Below are 17,223 nucleotides of genomic sequence, written 5' to 3' on the forward strand. Positions count from 1 at the left end.
GGACAATGCCGAGATTTGCACCCGATGGCAACATCGGCGGCGGCCATTGCACGAACGAGCGCGATCCCTCAGGCTGTCCCGAAGCACCCTTGCGAACACCCCACTGCCCGGAAAGGCAATCCATTGCCAGCACGCACGCGCGTCAACCTCCTGTCGGCCCTCGCTCTGACGCTCCTTGCCGGGGCCTGCTCCACCTCCGCCTCCATCGGCTCGGCCGTGATCACCTCCGACGGCCGGGGCGCGGCGGCGATCGACACGCAATCGCTGACCATCGGTACCCCGGACACATCGGACGTTCCGCCGCCTAGCGACTGAGCAACGCGGGCTCAGCCCTCCGCGACGTAGCGCCAGGCGCCGTCCTTTGCCACCGCGCGGCCGACCCCGGGCCACGGAAGATGGTAGCCGACAAGCAGAAGGCCGTCCGTGGCGGCGCGGTCGAGCAGCGTCCGGCGGGTCTTGACGGCAAGCTCGGGGAGCTGGTCGGTCGTCGGCTGCCAGTCGGGCCTTTCGAAAGAAACCGACGGGTGGGTCAGCGCGTCCCCGGTGATGAGAAGTTGCTCGCCGCCATCCTCGATCAGGACGGACATGTGCCCCGGCGTATGTCCCGGCGTTGAAATCATCGTGACGCCGGAAACCACCGCGTGATCGGCGCCGACCCGCTCGACCTTTTCCGCCACGGCGCCGAGATTGCGCTGCGCGCCGAGCGCGAAGGAATGCAGCTCTTCCGGATTGTCGGCAAGAAAGTCCGGGTTCATCCAGAAGTCCCACTCGGCCGCACCCATCAGGTATTTCGCATTGGGAAAGCGCTCGCTCTCGTCGAAATCGTCGATCACGCCCCAGACGTGGTCGGGATGGCCATGCGTGAGCACCACATGGGTGACGCTGTCGCGGTCGAGACCGGCCGCATCGAAACTGTCGGTCAAAAGGCCCGCGTCCTGAAAGAAATTCAGTCCGGCCCCCGTGTCGACCAGGACGAGGGCGTCTCCCTTGCGAATGAGCGCGACGTTCAGCGCGCTGGCGCGGATCTCCGCATCGTGACCATGGGACGTCAGGAACGCGCTGCGCTTCCCCTCGTCCACATTGGACGCCAGCGTCGATGCCGGCAGCAGCAAGCCGCCATCGGTCAGGATCGTGACCTCACTGTCGCCAAGCGTCAGCCTGTGGGCCGCCTCGGCCGCGCGTGCCGGCGTGCGCGATGCCAGTGCGCCCACACCGGCACCGACCGTCGCCAGGCCGCGCGCCACAAGGGGAGCCGCAAGCCCCCCGGCCAGAATGGATCGTCTCGATACGGACATGTCGTCTCCTCCGGTTTTTCCGCATCATATTCGATTGAGCGAATATGAAAACCCTCCCGTCGCAAGACGGGTGCGCGACAGCGCGCCGGCAGGCGGGCACGAGCGGCTTTGCGGATACGAAAAAGGGCGCACCTCGCGGCGCGCCCCATTCAAAGCCTGGCGGACAGAAATTCAAAAATCAGCGCGAATAGAACTCGACGATGAGGTTCGGTTCCATCTGCACGGGATAGGGAACGTCTGCAAGCGTCGGGACCCGGTTGAAGGTCGCCGTCATCTTGCTGTGGTCGGCGATGACGTAGTCCGGCACGTCACGCTCGGCAAGCTGCGTGGCTTCGAGCACGGCGGTGAGCTGACGCGACTTCTCACGCACCTCGATCACATCGCCCGGCTTGCAACGGTAGCTGGTGATGTTGACGCGGCGTCCGTTGACCTTGACATGACCGTGGTTCACGAACTGGCGGGCGGCAAAGACCGTCGGCACGAACTTCGCGCGATACACGACCGCATCGAGACGACGCTCCAGAAGACCGATCAGGTTCTCCGAGGTATCGCCCTTGAGGCGGGAGGCCTCGACGTAAATCTTGTGGAACTGCTTCTCGGAAATGTTTCCGTAATAGCCCTTCAGCTTCTGCTTGGCGCGCAGCTGGACACCGAAGTCCGACAGCTTGCCCTTGCGGCGCTGGCCGTGCTGACCCGGGCCGTACTCACGGCGGTTCGCCGGGGACTTGGGACGGCCCCAGATGTTTTCGCCCATCCGGCGATCGAGTTTGTGCTTTACGCTATGGCGCTTCGACATTCGCGGTTCCTTCGCATTGGTCTGTCTTTCAAGGAAACACGCCCTCCTCTCCTCGTCATCCTCATGAACTCACGGGGACATCGAGACGACAGGACCCCGGGCCAAACAGCGCCGGCACGGGCATCCACGGGTGCGTGAAAAACAAGGCGGGCCACACGGACCCGCCAAGTCGCAGGATCCCTAACCGACCGTCGCGCGCTTGTCAAACGGAAGTCGCACGACAAATCGCACAAATCCGCCATTTGAAGCGGATCCGTCAGCCCGGGTGCGCCAGCAGCGCCAGAAGACGGGACATATCCGTTCCCGTGGTGGCGATCACCCGGTCGGCCCCGGCCGGCAGCGCGGCACCGGCCTGCGGGAACATGGCCGCCTCGCCCAGTACATTGGCAAGGCGGCGCGCAATGGCTGGCGCCGGGTCGAGCCAGTCTACCTCCCAAGGCGCCACCTTCATCAATTGCGGCAGGAGAAGCGGATAATGCGTGCAGGCGAGCACGACGACATCCGTCCTGGCGCCGTTCTTCTCGACGAAACAGGGGGCGATCTCTTCGGCCAGCACGGATAGGTCAACCTCCCGCCCGGCAACAAGATCCTCGGCGAGGCCGGCAAGCCGGCGCGCTCCGACAAGCGTGATCGCGGTGTCGGGTGCGAAGCGGCGGATGAGGTCGAACGTGTAGTCACGGATGACGGTGGCCGGGGTCGCGAGAACCGTGACCAGCCCGCTCCGCGAACGCTCGGCGGCCGGCTTGATGGCCGGCACCGTTCCCACAACCGGAATGGAAACCCGCGCGCGCAAGGGCGCCAGCACGAGGGTGGAGGCTGTGTTGCAGGCAATGACGACGGCGCAGGGGCGCAGCTCGTCGACAAGCCGTGCCAGAAGCTCCACGCAATGGGCGGTCAGTGCCTCCTCGGGCCAGTCGCCATAGGGAAAACCGGCATCGTCGGCGACGAAACAAACCGGAAGCCATGGCAGAAGACACCGGATCTGGCGGGCGACGCTCATGCCGCCGGCCCCGCTGTCGAAGACGAGAACCGGAGGAGCGGGCGGCACCGACGCGCTCATCACTCGCTTTCGGCGGAAAGGCCGTCGCTGTTGTCCTCGCGCGGGCGGGTCGGCCGCCGCTCAAGCGCGGCGATCACGCCGCGAAGCGTTTTCACTTCCTGATCCGTTAACGTTGCCTTCTGAAGGATGTTTCGGAGATTGAGAACCATGGAGGGCCGCTTTTCCGGCGGGCGAAAGAACGTCACGCCATCAAGCGCGCTCTCCAGATGTTCAAACAGCCGCACGAGATCCTCCTTGCGCGCGGGCGGGTTCGCCACCTCGTCGAGACGGAAGGGAAGCGCCCCGCGGTTTGCCTTGACCCGCCATTCATAGGCGCACACGAGCACCGCCTGCGCGATGTTCAGCGACGCGAAATCCGGATCGACGGGCAGCGTGACGATCTCGTCGGCGAGCGCCACCTCGTCGTTGTTCAGCCCCCAGCGCTCGCGACCGAACAGGTATCCGACGCTCGCGCCCTGCGCGGCGAGCCGCGTTGCCGCCTCCGCCGCCTCGTCGGGTCCGCGCACGGGTTTCGGCACCTCGCGCGAGCGCGCCGTCGTCGCATAGACGAAACTCAGGTCGGCAATGGCCGCCTCGACGCTGGAAAACACCTGCACGCCGTCGATGACATGATCCGCCCGGCTGGCCGCCGCCCGCGCCCGCTCGCTCGGCCAGCCGTCGCGCGGGTTGACGATCCGCAGATCCGCAAGACCGAAATTCGCCATGGCGCGCGCGGCCGTGCCGATGTTTTCGCCCAGCTGCGGCTCGCACAGGATCACGCAGGGCGGCGTCAGGTCGACGGAAAGGGCCGACGGATCGATGGATGCGTTTCGTGTCATGGCGCGCAAATAGCCCATCGCGGGGGACTTTTCCAGTGTCCACGCACAGCCCGCCCGCGCCGCCGATCGCGCATCGCGAAAAACGCGAAGCGGCGTTATAGTGGCACGCGCTGCAAACACACATCTTTACGCAAATACAAGAAATTCCGGCATGAGCGAGCCGCATACGCAAACCAAACGAAATAAACGCCGACAGACCCTAAGTACGTTCATTTATAAATTTCTTTGCCTTGCCCAAAGTTGAGAATGAATCTTGCCCAACATAGTACCTGTTTTCGACCTTTTGGATAGTCATGCCACGATAAACCCGATATCCATTCGAATCAAAATCTGACGTATCGTTCCCTGATCGGGAATTCAATGGTTCGTAGCCTTCGAAAGGGTCGCGGATTTCCGTCGAAGACGCGGGCAGCCTGCTGGGCTCTCCACGTGCAATATCCAGAAGCTCTCTAGTCATTTCAGAAGTATCTATCGTGGCTTTTGTATGTTGCGCCAACATAATCGACATGAGGCCACTTCCAACAACCAGAATTCCCGGAACGCTCGCAATTATACGAAAAATAATTGAAACACTACCGCCGCCAAAATTTCTTGATGTCATTCCCATTAAGCCACCTGAGACAAAGCCTGCCAGCGCGACAATAACGCCGAGACTTACGATCAACCAGCCGATGGATTCGAGCAAGCTCGTTACCGCGCGACCAGTCTTGTAGAATCGGTGGTATCCATACATATCTAGGCCCCTTCAATCATCAGGTTTTCAACTGTGCGAAGAGGAGAAATTCTGTAAATATAGGCTGCATCCAGTGCCCATTCCCCGTCGCCCGGAAGCAAAGGCTGCATGATTGTGCAGCCCTTCCAATCATACACCTCTACGCAGATACAAGGAATTCCGGCATGAGCGCGCCGCAAACGCAAACAGCATCTCACAAACCGCCGATCACGGAAGTGGTTCGCGAAAAATGGGGCTGGTTCCTCGCACTCGGGATCGCCTTGCTGATCGGCGGTTTCGCCATGATCACCGTCCCCCTCGCCAGTTCCATCGCGGTCACGCTGGTCATCGCGCTGGTGTTCGCCATCGGCGGCGTCCTGCAGATCTGGCATGCCTTTTCGGTCAAGAACTGGAGCGGCTTCCTGTGGGACATCCTGACCGGCATCATCGCGCTGGTCGGCGGCGCCGCCGTCTACTTCAATCCGGTGATCGGCACCTTCGCGCTGACCCTCGTGGTCGCGGTGATCCTGCTGGCGCAGGGCGTCACGCAGATCCTGCTCGGCTTCAAGGTGCGTCCGCATGACGGCTGGGGCTGGCTGGCCGGCTCGGGCGTGCTGTCGATCGTCGCCGGCCTGTGCATCTGGTTTGAGTTTCCGACCTCGGCGATGTGGGCGCTCGGCCTGTTCGGCGGCGTCGCCGTTCTCATGAACGGCTGGAGCTATATCGCGATCGCCCTGATCGCACGCAAGGCGGGAGCTGTAGCCGGCTGATTCGAAAGCGCGACGGCCGCTATTCGGCGGCCGTCGCCACGGTGCCGGCATCGCCCGGGTCACCCGGGCCGAAGTCGATGTAAAAGTCTGCGCCTTCGTCGGGCGCGCTGGTCGCTCCAAGCACCCAGCCATGACGCTGGGCGATGGCCGAACAGATGGCGAGCCCCATTCCCGTCCCCGCGTATTTCTTGCGTCCGTGCAACCGTCGGAACGGCTCGAACACCTGCGCCTGGTGGCGCATGTCAAACCCGATGCCATTGTCGCGCACATGAATCCGGCGCGGGCGACCATCAGCGTCCCGCGTGACCCGCACCCGCACCACGGGCGTGCTGTTTTCCCGGTGGAATTTCACGGCGTTGGCGATCAGGTTCTGGAACAATTGCTCAAGAAACACCGGGTCCCCCTCCAGTTCGGTATCACCGCCGGTCACGATGATTTCCGCACGGCTGTCCCTGATCTGCTCGGACAGACTGTCACTGACCCGCGCGATCAGCGTATCGAGCGACAGCCGCTCACGGTCGAGCTTGCGGTCGGACGCCGCAGAATAGTTCAAGAGGTTGGAGATCAGTGTTTTGGCCCGCCCGGCCGAGGCACGCATGACCTTCGCGGCATAGTCGATGGTTTCCGTGTCGCGATTGGCCAGGCCTTCCAGCAGCAGATCGCTGAAAACGCCGATCTTGCGCACCGGCTCCTTGAGATCGTGCGAGGCAAGGTTGTTGAACTGGGTCAGCCGTTCGTTCGCCGAGCGCAAATCGGCATTTGCCCAAGCCAGTTCCTCGGTGCGTTCCGCGACCCGCCGCTCCAGCTGCCCCCGCAAGCGGATCAACTGGCTGCGATCCCGCAGCAACAGCCCGCCCATGGACAGACCGGCAACCAGCAGGCCGATGATCAGGAACAGCACCGTGTCGACCGTATTGCTGAGGATGTCCCGCTGCCGGGCGGCGGCCTCACGTTGCAGGCGATAGACACTGGAGCGAAAGGCATCGAGCGTGGGCTGCAGCTGGCCAAGCTGCTTGCGCATGAGCGCTGCCGCTGCGAGATCTCCGTCCGCCATGTCGGCGAGATGCGAATCCGCCTCGCGCACCACGCGCGTCAGATCCGGCATCAGCGACGCCGAACCGTCCACCTGCGCCAGCTCGCGACCGACCGCGCCCTCGCCCAGCCGGATCGCCCGACTCCACAGGATGTCGAAGCGCGACACGACCGGTTGACGCAGGTCTTGCCGACCCTCGTTGAGGATCAGGGTATCGAGCGCATGAAGCACGTCCCTGTACTCGACGACGAGTTGTGCGCTGAACCAGATGAGACTTTGACGATACTCCGCCCGGTCCTCGTTGTTCTGCGTGCTCAGCGTGGAAATGACGACGAACAAAGACCCAGTGATGATCGCCACGCCGATCAGCAGCATTGCGTAGAGCGTGCGCACCCACCTTGCGCTCAGTTCCATCTTGCTGTCTTCCGCCTGTCTCGCATCGATTGCTTTCGCGCAAACGACGCATCCTGAGGTGGAATTCTACAGCCGACACGACCCGGAGGAAAGCGGGAAGCGAAACAGCGGCTATTGCGACACCTGTCCCACCACGGTGAAACCGTTCATCTGCCAGATCGCGCGGGAATAGTAGATTTCAGATCTGAGCTCCTCGCGTTCCGACCAGGGATAGATCACACGAACCGGCCCGCGCTGGCGCACACCGATGGGCTCTCCGTTCATCCGGACCGCAAGGATCACGTCGTAATCCCGTGCATCGGACACGGGAAACACGACCCGGTAATTGTTGAGCGCAACGGCGACGATACTGTCTCCCCTCGCGCCGACATGGGCGAGAACGTCGCGTATCAGCGGGCCGGTGTAGGTCGTGGGTTCGTCGTTCCAGGGGGTGATCGTGACAACATCGTGCATGCCGATCTCCTCGAGATCCATGCGGGTCAATCTCAGCGGTTCGCTGCTCCGGATATTGCCGTCGACCCGAAGAACGCTCTGCGCATCGTCAGCCTTTGCCGCCCCGTGTTCGGCCAGACCGAAAACGGTGACCAGACAAACAACCACCGCCATGCACATCCGTACGCATTTGAAACCTGCTTGCCGCGTCATACGCCCGTGCACTCCCTTGCCTGAGGGCGGGCATCCTGCCGCCGTCTCGATTTTCTTGAATCACCTTCCCTAGTGACTTCCAACAGGGTGCGCCGTTGTGGGTCGCCCCGCAACCGACATTCCGGCCAGTCGATTCGCATGATCGACGAACGCCTGGCTTTGCGTTTCGCCGCCCCTTTGCTATAGGGGCCGCGCGGCTGTTGCGGTCGGCCCGGTCGGGCCGGCGACATTGGCCTTCCGGATATCGGGCGCGAGATGCGCTTAGCCACCCAAGACATGAGGTCATCTGCACCATGGCGAAGATTAAGGTTGTCAATCCGGTTGTCGAACTCGACGGCGACGAGATGACGCGGATCATCTGGGAATTCATCAAGAACAAGCTGATCCATCCCTATCTCGACATCGACCTGAAGTACTACGACCTCAGCATCGAGAAGCGCGACGAAACCGACGACCAGATCACCGTCGACGCGGCGAATGCCATCAAGGAGTACGGCGTCGGCGTCAAATGCGCCACCATCACTCCGGACGAGGCCCGCGTCGAGGAATTCGGCCTGAAGCGGATGTACCGTTCGCCGAACGGGACGATCCGCAACATCCTCGGCGGCGTTATCTTCCGCGAGCCGATCATCATGAACAACGTGCCGCGCCTGGTACCGGGCTGGACCCAGCCGATCATTGTCGGCCGTCACGCGTTTGGCGACCAGTATCGCGCCACCGACTTCCGCTTCCCCGGCAAGGGCAAGCTGACCGTGAAGTTCGTCGGCGAGGACGGGACCACCATCGAGCACGAGGTCTTCGACGCGCCGTCCTCGGGCGTCGCCATGGCGATGTACAATCTCGACGATTCGATCCGCGACTTCGCCCGCGCCTCGATGAACTACGCGCTGCAGCGTGGCGTTCCCTGCTACCTGTCGACCAAGAACACCATCCTCAAGGCCTATGACGGGCGCTTCAAGGACCTGTTCCAGGAAGTCTTCGATGCCGAGTTCAAGGACGCCTTCGAAGCCAAGAAGATCACCTATGAGCACCGCCTGATCGACGACATGGTCGCGGCCGCTCTGAAATGGTCGGGCGGCTACGTCTGGGCCTGCAAGAACTACGACGGCGACGTCCAGTCCGACATCGTGGCCCAGGGCTTCGGATCGCTCGGCCTAATGACATCGGTTCTCATGACCCCGGACGGCAAGACGGTGGAAGCGGAAGCCGCCCACGGCACCGTCACCCGCCACTATCGCCAGCATCAGCGCGGCGAGGAGACCTCGACCAACCCGATCGCCTCGATCTTCGCCTGGACCCGTGGCCTCGCCCACCGCGCCAAGCTCGACGGCACCGACGAACTGGCCAGGTTCGCTGCAACGCTGGAGAAGGTCTGCATCGACACGGTGGAATCCGGTCACATGACCAAGGATCTCGCGCTGCTCGTCGGCCCCGACCAGAAGTGGCTCACCACCAATGGTTTCCTCGACAAGATCGACGAGAACCTGCAGGCGGCGATGAAGGGCTGATCCCCGATCGTTCGATGAAACGGAAAAAGGGCGCCCCGCAAGGCGCCCTTTTTTGATCAACTGCCATGTCCGTGACATCCGCCGCGGGACGCCCGTGCCGACGGCTGCGCTCAGGCGGCCCGCACATCGGCGAGGAAACGCTCCACGCGGACCTTGAGGGTCTCGGCGCGGTGGCTCAGATCCTCCGCCACGCCGGTCACCTGGGTCGCCGCGGCACCGGTTTCGCTCGCCGAATTCGTCACCTCGATAATGTTGGAGGTGACTTCCCGGGTGCCCTCGGACGCCTGTTCGACATTGCGGGCGATTTCGCTCGTCGCCGCCGTTTGTTCCTCCACCGCAGACGCGATACCGGCGGCGATGTCGTTCACCTCACCGACCGTAACGCCGAACATCTGGATTGCCGACACCGCTTCGGCCGTTTCCACCTGGATGCTGGCGATCTGCTGGCTGATATCCTCGGTGGCCTGAGCGGTCTGGGTGGCAAGAGCCTTCACTTCCGACGCGACCACCGCAAACCCCTTGCCGGCCTCGCCCGCGCGCGCCGCCTCGATGGTGGCGTTGAGGGCAAGCAGGTTGGTCTGCTGGGCGATGGCGGAAATGAGGTTCACCACTTCGCCGATCTTCTGGGCCGACGACGCCAACCCCTGCACCTGACCGTCGGTGCGTTGCGCCTCCGTGACGGCTCGGCTTGCAATCGCGGAGGATTGCGTGACCTGACGCGAGATCTCCTGGATGGAGGAGGAGAGCTCTTCCGTGGCGCTTGCCACCGTCTGCACGTTGGCGGAGGCCTGTTCCGCAGCGCTGGCGACGGAGGTCGCGCGATGGTTGGTGTCGCTGGCGATGCCGGACATGGAGTGCGCGGTGCTCTGCATTTCCGTGGAAGCGCTTGCGACCACATCCAGCAGTTCCGAAATATTGGCATCGAAGGACTGGGTCAACTGCTCGATATGGCGGGCGCGCTCGTCGCGTGCCTTGGCGGCTTCCATCTCGTTGGCCGCCAGTTCCTCGGCCTTGATCATGTTTTCCTTGAAAACAACGACGGCCGTGGCCATGGCCCCGATCTCATCGCGGTGGTCGAGCCCGGGAATGTCGGTGGTCTTGTCGCCATCGGCCAACTGGCGCATCGCGCTGGTAATGGTGGAAATCGGTCGCGCGATGCCGGTTCCGATGCTCCAGGCGGCAACCACCGCAAGAACAGTCCCCGCAGCTGCAACGATCAGCATGAACGTGACGGCCTGCTCCATCGCCGCCGTCGCCCGCGGTCCGAGCGTATCCTGCAGCTCATTCGAGGCCAGCTTGAACGTTTCGAGCTCCGCGGCGATTTTCGGACCGATCACGTCGACGGTCCGGGCCGCGACCTCTTCCCGCCCCTGGTTCAACGCCGACAGCGCCCGAAACGCCTCGACGTAGTTCGCTAGTTCGCGCCCGGCTTCGGCCACGATTTTGTCCGCCTTCTCCACCTTGACGAGTTCCGCCAGTTCGTCGAGGAGCTTTCGCGTCGACTGAAGCCTCGTGTTCACGATATCGATGTCGGCCTGCGACCCGGAGGCGATGAAGTTCTTCACCGCGATGCGGGCTTCAAGCAGGTTGGCCTGAACCCGGCCAGCCTCTGCGGTCTCCCGCGCGGCCTGCCGGTAGGCGGCGAAATCGCCGTTGCTGCTGACAAGCGCCGAGACCCCGATGGCGCTGATCGTAAGCAACAGGACCAGAATAAACCCGAAGCCGCCAAAAACCTTTTTCGGGATCGATATTTTCTTGAGCATCGTAATCGCCTCACACGCAGCGTCGAGAAACAGGAAGCCTCGACCGCAAATCTCAAAGTTGATTGGTCGCAAAACAGTTCAGCTAAGATTTGTTAAATCGAAATATCTGAAGAGCAAATTAATGAATACAACCAAAAAAATGGGATTATAATACATAAATACTTTAATTTCCAAAATATATATCAAATATTTCTTTTTTCTAAAATGAAATAACGGCCGAAATTCGATAATATACAAAATTTAATTCGGAAAAATCCAAATATATTTTCAATATTTAATGTATAAAGCAAATTTATGCTTTAATTCCGAAAAATGAACACCCTCGATCCAACCCCGAGCTAATCGTATTATCTAAGGATCGCGAAAAGCCCCTAGGGCAGAAAAATCCATATATTTCAATGCGCAAAGGAGTGCATTGGCTCCCTCCGCTGAAAGAAACGCCCATACAACACGCATGGGTTGTAAGAATGCGATTTTCTGCGCTTTTTCTCGACCTCCGCAGCTCCATCTCCCTGTGCGGTCACGGGTTTTTGGTTGGCGATCGGTTGTCGCGCCGGGTGAATAGGAAAGCGGCAATGCCACTGTCCGCGTCGCCATCCAATCCTTCGCTGCAACGGCTGAGCTTCGGCCGGCGGGCGACTTGATGCGCTCGCGGCCGAGTGCATTTTAGCTACTGTCCCAGGTAATTTGGCGTGCGCCGGGCAATCCAGGCATCAAGCCCTTCCTGCACGTCTGCGGTTGCGCACATGCGGGCGAACTGCTCGCGTTCAATAAGCAGACCTTCCTCGATCGTCGTGTTGATGCCGCGCGTCACGGCCGTGATGATCCGCGCGGCGGCGAGAGACGAATGTCGCAGGATGCGCTCCGCGAGGTCGAAAGCTGCCGGAAGCAGGTCCTCACCAGGCACCACGTCGTTCACCAGGCCCAGTTCATGGGCGCGCTGCGGGCCGAACGTGTCACCGGTCAAGAGCAGTTCGAGCGCCCGCTTCCGCCCGGCCAGGCGCGGCAGCCGCTGCGTGCCGCCAAAGGTCGGGGGAATGCCGATGTTGATTTCCGGCTTTGCGAACACGGCCTCTTCGGAAGCAATCGCCAGATGCACCGATTCCGTGATCTCGCACCCACCACCGAAGGCAATGCCATTGACGGCGGCAATCACCGGTTTCGGAAACGCCTCGAAACGGGCCGTCATCCTCTGCCCGCGCCGGCAGAAGTCGCGGACCGCCTCATCCGTACCGCGTCTGATGCTCTGCGTGAACTCGTGAATGTCGCCGCCAGCCGAGAAAGCCCGCTCTCCCGCTCCCGTAAGGATCACCGCACCGATTTCATCGTCGGCCTCGATCTGGTCGAGAAGCGAAAGCAGTCGATCGTTGGTGGCGTAATCAAGGGCGTTCAGCTTCTCCGGCCGATTGAGCGTCAGAAACGCGACGCGACCGGTTTTCTCATAAAGGACATTGCTTTGCATGGATCTGCCTTTCCGTTTGCATTGACAGAGAGGCTAGTCCCGTCGATACGATATGCATACTCACCAGTCAGTATACATAGTCACCAGGTGCCGGATGAACGCAAGATCAAGCATTGACAAGCCTGCCCGCGAACGGGTGATCGATGCCGCAAACAGATTGTTCTACCGGGAAGGCATTCGCGCGGTCAGCGTCGACGCCGTCGCGGCGGACGCCGGGGTCACCAAGAAGACGCTCTACTATCACTTCAAGAGCAAGGACGATCTCGTCGCCGAATATCTGACGTCCCGCGACCAGCCAAACCTGAAGCTCTTTGAGACGTGGTTCGACAGCGCGCAAGGCGACGCGGCCGACAAGGTCGAGGCAATCTTCGTGGAACTTGCCAGATCCGCCCGCCATCCGAAGTGGAGGGGTTGCGGCTTTCTGCGCACCGCCGCCGAACTCGCCAATCTACCGGGACATCCGGCGATGAAGATCGGATCCGCGCACAAGAAAGCCTTCGAAGGCTGGCTTGCCGCGCGGTTTCTGCAAGACGGGATCGACAGCCCGGAGGCGATCGCCCGCCAGGTCGTTCTTCTGATGGACGGCGCCTTCTCCACCATGCTTGTCCATCGCGATGCGGACTATGCCGAGGAAGCGGGCCGGGCCGCAAAGTCGATTGTTCGCGCAAGCTTCGGCGCCCAGCCCTCACGATAAAGCGGACGCTCGGAGACCGCAGCAGCTATTCCCTCCCGCAAGCGCCATGCCGTCTGGCCGCGACGGCGCTTGCCGGTTAGAGTCTTGCAGCGTCGGGGCGAATGCCCGTTTTCTTTGTGAAACGAGAGACCAGATATGCCGAACGCCTTGTCCACCCTTGTGATCCGCGCAATCGCGGCGGTTTCACTTTTCTTGCTTGCCTCATCCGCCCACGCGCAGTTCGAAAAACCCTACGAACCCGCGCGCGGCACGCAGGAGCGCAAGGACCTGATGAATGCCATCCGCCCGCTGGTGGAGGCGCGCGTCTATCCCCCCGTCGAATTCGTGATCGACCGGCTGCGCGTTTCGGGCAACTGGGCCTTCGCCATCGTCTCGCCGCAGCGGCCCGGCGGCAAACCGATCGACCTGTCGGCGTCGGTCTTTCGCGGGCAGGCGGACTACATGGACGGGATCAGGACCTACGCGCTGCTCGTTCGTGCCTACGGACGCTGGAACATCGTCGACTACGCGATCGGCCCGACCGATGTCTTCTGGTCCGGCGATCCGCTCTACGAGCAGCTCACACCGGGCCTGCTGCCACGATAGCCCGAGGAGTCATTGCGAGGTTCCCACGCCCCGAAAGGCAGAAAACCGCCGCGTCACGAACACGCTCGCCCTGAGGTCGATCCCGCGCTTGCGCAGGCACCATTCCAGCGCGATCAGATTCTCGATCAGGACGAAGGCGAGACTGGTCACCGCGACGCCGATCAATCCGTAGACCTGGCCCGCCAGAACGAGGCAGCCGAGATAGGGTATGAACAGCAACGTGCGATAGACCAGATAGTAGCGCTCGCCGCCCGCAAGCAGCAGCATGCCTGTCCCGACACCGAAGAAGGCATGCGCCACCACACTGGCCGCCATGACCGCGACGACGTCGAAATGCGTGGCGAAGGACGGATCGAAGAGGATTAAAACATACGGCGCGACGATGAGCAGGGCGATGCTGCCGAAAAAGGCGAGCGTGAAGGAAATGAAGGAATAGGTGACCGCCAGATCCTGCGCGCCCGCGCGATCGTTGCGCCGCAGCTTTTCGGATAGCCTGGGCATGCCAAGCGTCTCGACAGCGACACAGGGCAGATTGAGAAGCATCGTCAGCCGCGTGACCAGGAAGAAGAACGCGGCCGCTTCCAGACCGATGACAATCCCGATCAGAACGGTTTCCAGGTAGGAGGCCGCGGCAGCGAAACCGGTGTGTGCCCAGAAATAGGCTCCCTCGCGTTGCCAGGCACGCCGACGGCGTCGCAGTTTCGACACGCCCGAATATCCCCAGACACCGGCGGTCTGGTGCAAGAACACCGCAACCTGCACCATGATCGAGACAAACAGGGCCACCGTGACAGCCAGAAACGCGGTACGCCCATCCCAGGAACTCCCCAGAAGAACACCGGTGACAAGCACGGCCGCCCCCAGCGGGCGCCACACGTTTTCACGCGGCACCAGCGCCAGCCAGAAGTTTTCCCGCACCCGGAAATAGGCCTGCAGCAATTCGCTCAACGCGAAAATTGCCGCAAAGCCGGCCGTGAGATACAGCGCATTATAGGGCGCAGGGAGCCGCGGGGCCGCAAAGTAAAGGCCGCCACCAAGCGCGAGCACCGCGGCACTCGCGACAGCCACCCACAAGAGGCTTGCCCGCAACAATGCACGATTGTGGTCGCAGGACGGTTCCTCTCCGCCCCTGAGGCGCTTGATCAGCAACGTCGGGCGACCGAGGCCGATGAACAGCCCAAGCGCGCTGCCGACGGAGAACAGAAAGACATAGAGACCATAATCCGGCAACGTCAGGACGCGGCTTGCGACAAACAGCAAGAGAAAGCTCGACACTGTGCTCAGCCCCCGGCTGAACAGGATTTCAGCAAGCCGTCGCGCCTGTCGGGAGCGTGCAAGTCTTGTTAGTGCCTTCATGTGGAAACCGTGGCGGATTGGACAGATTTGAACAATCCATACCTGCGCCCCGGTTAAGGGCGCGTATTCAAAAGCATATGCTTATGGAATTGAAGATAGATAAATCTCCTGTTTACCAACGAAGAAATAGATCGATTGCAAGGCATATCGCGGAACATTCGTTGACCACTTCTTCAGGGATTCACGCGATTCTTTGGAAGATGACGGAGAGATCCATGACCGAAGAGACACGTTGCCTGCCGGACGACATCGCGGATATCTGGGATACGGACATCGTGAAGGTCCGGCACCGGTTTGCGGAGAGCCCGCTCTTCAGCGACGCCGCGCTGGCCGAGCTGGTGGCGCAAAACCCGGATGCCGTCCGCGAGATCGCAAAAATGGACCCGGACCGGGAAGATGCGCGGGAATGGCGTGACAGCGGCCTGTCCGCCTCCGATCCCAAGGCGCTCTTCGACGCTGTGGAAGGCGGCGCTCTTTGGGTCAACATCGGTCATGTCGGCGCGCGGGATGCGCGCTATCAGGCGCTTCTGGATGACCTGATGGACAGTGTCGAAGCCGCCGTGCCAGGGTTTTCGTGCTTCAACCGCCAGCTGGGCATCCTGATTTCCTCGCCCAATGCCCGCGTCTATTATCATGCGGACGTCCCCGGCCAGGGCCTTTTGCACATTCGCGGACAAAAGCGCATCTGGCTTTACCCCGGTTCCGAGCCCTTCCTGAAGCCCGAAGAACTGGAGCGCATTATCACCACGGCCGCAGGCGAGGAAATCGCCTATGATCCAGCGTTCGACAAGGCCGCGACGGTGATTGACCTGACGCCCGGAGACGGCCTGTTCTGGCCGCTCAACTGGCCGCATCGCGTCGTCAACGGCAACTCATTGAACGTGTCTGCCACAATCGAGTATCATACGCGCACCAGCCGACGGCATTTCGCGGTCAACTATGCCAATGGCCTGATGCGCCAGGTGTTTGGTATGACGCCCCGCTCGCGCGCCATCGATGGCCCGGCTTTCTGGAGCAAGGCCGCAATCGCCTATGCCTGCCGCAAGAGCGGCCTGGGAGATCGTCTGATACGAGCGAGCGACGCGAAATAACTGACAAAATGGCAACCGCAATGCAACTGACCACATCGAGCTTCGACAGCGCGCATGACGAGACACTCTCGGCCCTGTGGAGCGACCTGGAAGAGCGTGGTTGCTCAACCGCCTTCCAGAGCCTCGCCTTCATTCAGTCGCTTGAAGACACCGTCGCGCGCGAACGCGACGGCGAGCCGTTCTATATCGCCATCCTCGATCCGGCGGATGGCCGCGCGCTGATGATCGTTCCGCTGACCGCCCGAAAGACAGTCGGTTTCAGGCGGATCGATTTTCTCGACCATGGCATGGCCGACCATGAATTTCCCCTCGTCTCGAACGATGTGGCGAACAACCCGGCCTTGGCGGAACACCTGCGGCAGGCGTTTTACGCCGCCCTTCCACCGCATGATGTCCTGATCATGCCCAAACTCATCCGCGAGTTTTGCGGCGTGCCGAACCCGTTGTGGAGCGACCGCCGGATGATCGAGACCCGCGATGGATCGTCGCGCATCGATCTCGACGCCGACAGCCTGGCGCGGGACCGCAGCGATCGCTCGGTCTACGCCAAGATGGCAAAGCAGCGCGCCAAGCTGGAAAAACTTCCGGATTTCGAGATTGTCGAAGCGAAGACGCCGCGCGAGATCGACAGCATCCTGAATGCGATGGCCAGTCAGCGCCTCAAGCGGTTTTCCAATTACGGCGCGAACGATCCGCTGCAGGACGCGGCCGTCTTCAGCCACTGTCGACGCCTCGCCATCAATGGCTGCGCGAGCGGAAAGATCCTGTTGCACGGTCTGCGTGTCGGGGACGAATGGATCGCGACGAGCTATTGCCTCTGCCACAAGAACGTGGTCACCGGCACGCTGTGTTCTATCAGTGAGGGCCGCTACAAGAAGCACTCTCCCGGACTGATCGCGTCCGTGCTGGAGATCGAATGGGCGCAACGCAACGGCTTCGCGCTCTACGATTTCGGTGCGGGCACCTACAACTACAAGGACCGGTTCGGAGGCTCCCACCGACCGATGAAGGCCATGGTGAATGCCGCAACGCATCTCGGAGCGCTTTATCGCATTGCCTGGAAAGCGCGCCTTGCGTTGCGCTTCTGGCTGACGGACCGGCCCGCGCTGCACACGTGGCTGAGACTGCGCAAAAGCGCGCTTCTGCGCATGCTCGGCCGCGATACCGGCAGCCAGGGGATGCGCGCCGACCGCGCAGTTCCGGCGGCCGGCCGGTCCTGAT

17 protein-coding genes are annotated in these 17,223 nt (G+C 61.8%); 7 read left to right on the forward strand and 10 right to left on the reverse strand.

The features are described from left to right. Positions 1-123 precede the first annotated feature (123 nt). Positions 124-315 (forward strand): hypothetical protein, encoded by a 192-nt coding sequence (locus tag BLU32_RS11980; protein WP_093807241.1) that lies wholly within the window; start codon positions 124-126, stop codon positions 313-315. Positions 316-326: 11 nt separating this feature from the next. Here the strand turns inward: BLU32_RS11980 and BLU32_RS11985 are convergent, their stop codons facing one another. The 5 genes from BLU32_RS11985 to BLU32_RS21815 form a co-directional block, all read right to left on the reverse strand. After that, a complete protein-coding gene (locus tag BLU32_RS11985; protein ID WP_093807243.1) occupies positions 327-1,295 on the reverse strand; it encodes an MBL fold metallo-hydrolase in 969 nt (322 codons plus the stop codon). Between the two features lie 178 nt (positions 1,296-1,473). Then, positions 1,474-2,091: a 30S ribosomal protein S4 gene (gene rpsD / locus BLU32_RS11990; protein WP_093807245.1), complete on the reverse strand. Its 618-nt coding sequence runs from the start codon at positions 2,089-2,091 to the stop codon at positions 1,474-1,476. A gap of 256 nt (positions 2,092-2,347) precedes the next feature. Continuing rightward, on the reverse strand, positions 2,348-3,151 hold the full coding sequence (gene murI / locus BLU32_RS11995; protein ID WP_093807247.1) for a glutamate racemase: 804 nt from the start codon (positions 3,149-3,151) through the stop codon (positions 2,348-2,350). Beyond that, positions 3,151-3,969: an RNA methyltransferase gene (locus BLU32_RS12000; protein WP_093810942.1), complete on the reverse strand. Its 819-nt coding sequence runs from the start codon at positions 3,967-3,969 to the stop codon at positions 3,151-3,153. Before BLU32_RS12000 ends, murI begins: the two co-directional genes overlap by 1 nt. Before the next feature lie 199 nt (positions 3,970-4,168). Beyond that, complete coding sequence (locus tag BLU32_RS21815; protein ID WP_157727643.1) at positions 4,169-4,702, reverse strand: hypothetical protein; 534 nt, start codon at positions 4,700-4,702, stop codon at positions 4,169-4,171. Between the two features lie 164 nt (positions 4,703-4,866). Between BLU32_RS21815 and BLU32_RS12005 the strand changes: the two genes are divergently transcribed. Beyond that, a complete protein-coding gene (locus BLU32_RS12005) occupies positions 4,867-5,451 on the forward strand; it encodes an HdeD family acid-resistance protein (RefSeq protein ID WP_093807249.1) in 585 nt (194 codons plus the stop codon). 19 nt (positions 5,452-5,470) lie between these two features. On the opposite strand, the gene BLU32_RS12010 is transcribed toward BLU32_RS12005, so the two are convergent. Both BLU32_RS12010 and BLU32_RS12015 read right to left on the reverse strand, forming a co-directional pair. Further along, a complete protein-coding gene (locus tag BLU32_RS12010; RefSeq protein ID WP_093807251.1) occupies positions 5,471-6,898 on the reverse strand; it encodes an ATP-binding protein in 1,428 nt (475 codons plus the stop codon). A 111-nt stretch (positions 6,899-7,009) separates the two neighbouring features. Then, on the reverse strand, positions 7,010-7,504 hold the full coding sequence (locus tag BLU32_RS12015) for a molybdopterin-dependent oxidoreductase (RefSeq protein ID WP_157727644.1): 495 nt from the start codon (positions 7,502-7,504) through the stop codon (positions 7,010-7,012). 332 nt (positions 7,505-7,836) lie between these two features. On the opposite strand from BLU32_RS12015, the gene BLU32_RS12020 reads away from it, so the two are divergent. Continuing rightward, complete coding sequence (locus BLU32_RS12020; RefSeq protein ID WP_093807254.1) at positions 7,837-9,051, forward strand: NADP-dependent isocitrate dehydrogenase; 1,215 nt, start codon at positions 7,837-7,839, stop codon at positions 9,049-9,051. Positions 9,052-9,161: 110 nt separating this feature from the next. On the opposite strand, the gene BLU32_RS12025 is transcribed toward BLU32_RS12020, so the two are convergent. Then, the gene (locus BLU32_RS12025) at positions 9,162-10,814 is read right to left on the reverse strand and encodes a methyl-accepting chemotaxis protein (RefSeq protein ID WP_197673601.1); all 1,653 of its coding nucleotides are present in this window, start codon (positions 10,812-10,814) and stop codon (positions 9,162-9,164) included. A 670-nt stretch (positions 10,815-11,484) separates the two neighbouring features. Continuing rightward, the gene (locus BLU32_RS12030) at positions 11,485-12,276 is read right to left on the reverse strand and encodes a crotonase/enoyl-CoA hydratase family protein (protein ID WP_093807256.1); all 792 of its coding nucleotides are present in this window, start codon (positions 12,274-12,276) and stop codon (positions 11,485-11,487) included. A gap of 94 nt (positions 12,277-12,370) precedes the next feature. On the opposite strand from BLU32_RS12030, the gene BLU32_RS12035 reads away from it, so the two are divergent. Together BLU32_RS12035 and BLU32_RS12040 are read left to right on the forward strand one after the other, a co-directional pair. Continuing rightward, positions 12,371-12,970 (forward strand): TetR/AcrR family transcriptional regulator, encoded by a 600-nt coding sequence (locus BLU32_RS12035; RefSeq protein ID WP_093807258.1) that lies wholly within the window; start codon positions 12,371-12,373, stop codon positions 12,968-12,970. 135 nt (positions 12,971-13,105) lie between these two features. Next, on the forward strand, positions 13,106-13,555 hold the full coding sequence (locus tag BLU32_RS12040) for a hypothetical protein (RefSeq protein WP_093807260.1): 450 nt from the start codon (positions 13,106-13,108) through the stop codon (positions 13,553-13,555). Positions 13,556-13,564: 9 nt separating this feature from the next. Here the strand turns inward: BLU32_RS12040 and BLU32_RS12045 are convergent, their stop codons facing one another. Then, the gene (locus BLU32_RS12045; protein WP_157727645.1) at positions 13,565-14,911 is read right to left on the reverse strand and encodes a lipopolysaccharide biosynthesis protein; all 1,347 of its coding nucleotides are present in this window, start codon (positions 14,909-14,911) and stop codon (positions 13,565-13,567) included. Between the two features lie 215 nt (positions 14,912-15,126). On the opposite strand from BLU32_RS12045, the gene BLU32_RS12050 reads away from it, so the two are divergent. Together BLU32_RS12050 and BLU32_RS12055 are read left to right on the forward strand one after the other, a co-directional pair. Beyond that, entirely contained in the window at positions 15,127-16,002 is an 876-nt protein-coding gene (locus BLU32_RS12050) for a cupin-like domain-containing protein (RefSeq protein ID WP_157727646.1), read from the forward strand. A 20-nt stretch (positions 16,003-16,022) separates the two neighbouring features. Further along, a complete protein-coding gene (locus BLU32_RS12055; RefSeq protein ID WP_157727647.1) occupies positions 16,023-17,222 on the forward strand; it encodes a GNAT family N-acetyltransferase in 1,200 nt (399 codons plus the stop codon). Position 17,223 lies beyond the last annotated feature (1 nt).

Source organism: Stappia sp. ES.058 (assembly GCF_900105595.1).
Lineage (GTDB): Bacteria > Pseudomonadota > Alphaproteobacteria > Rhizobiales > Stappiaceae > Stappia.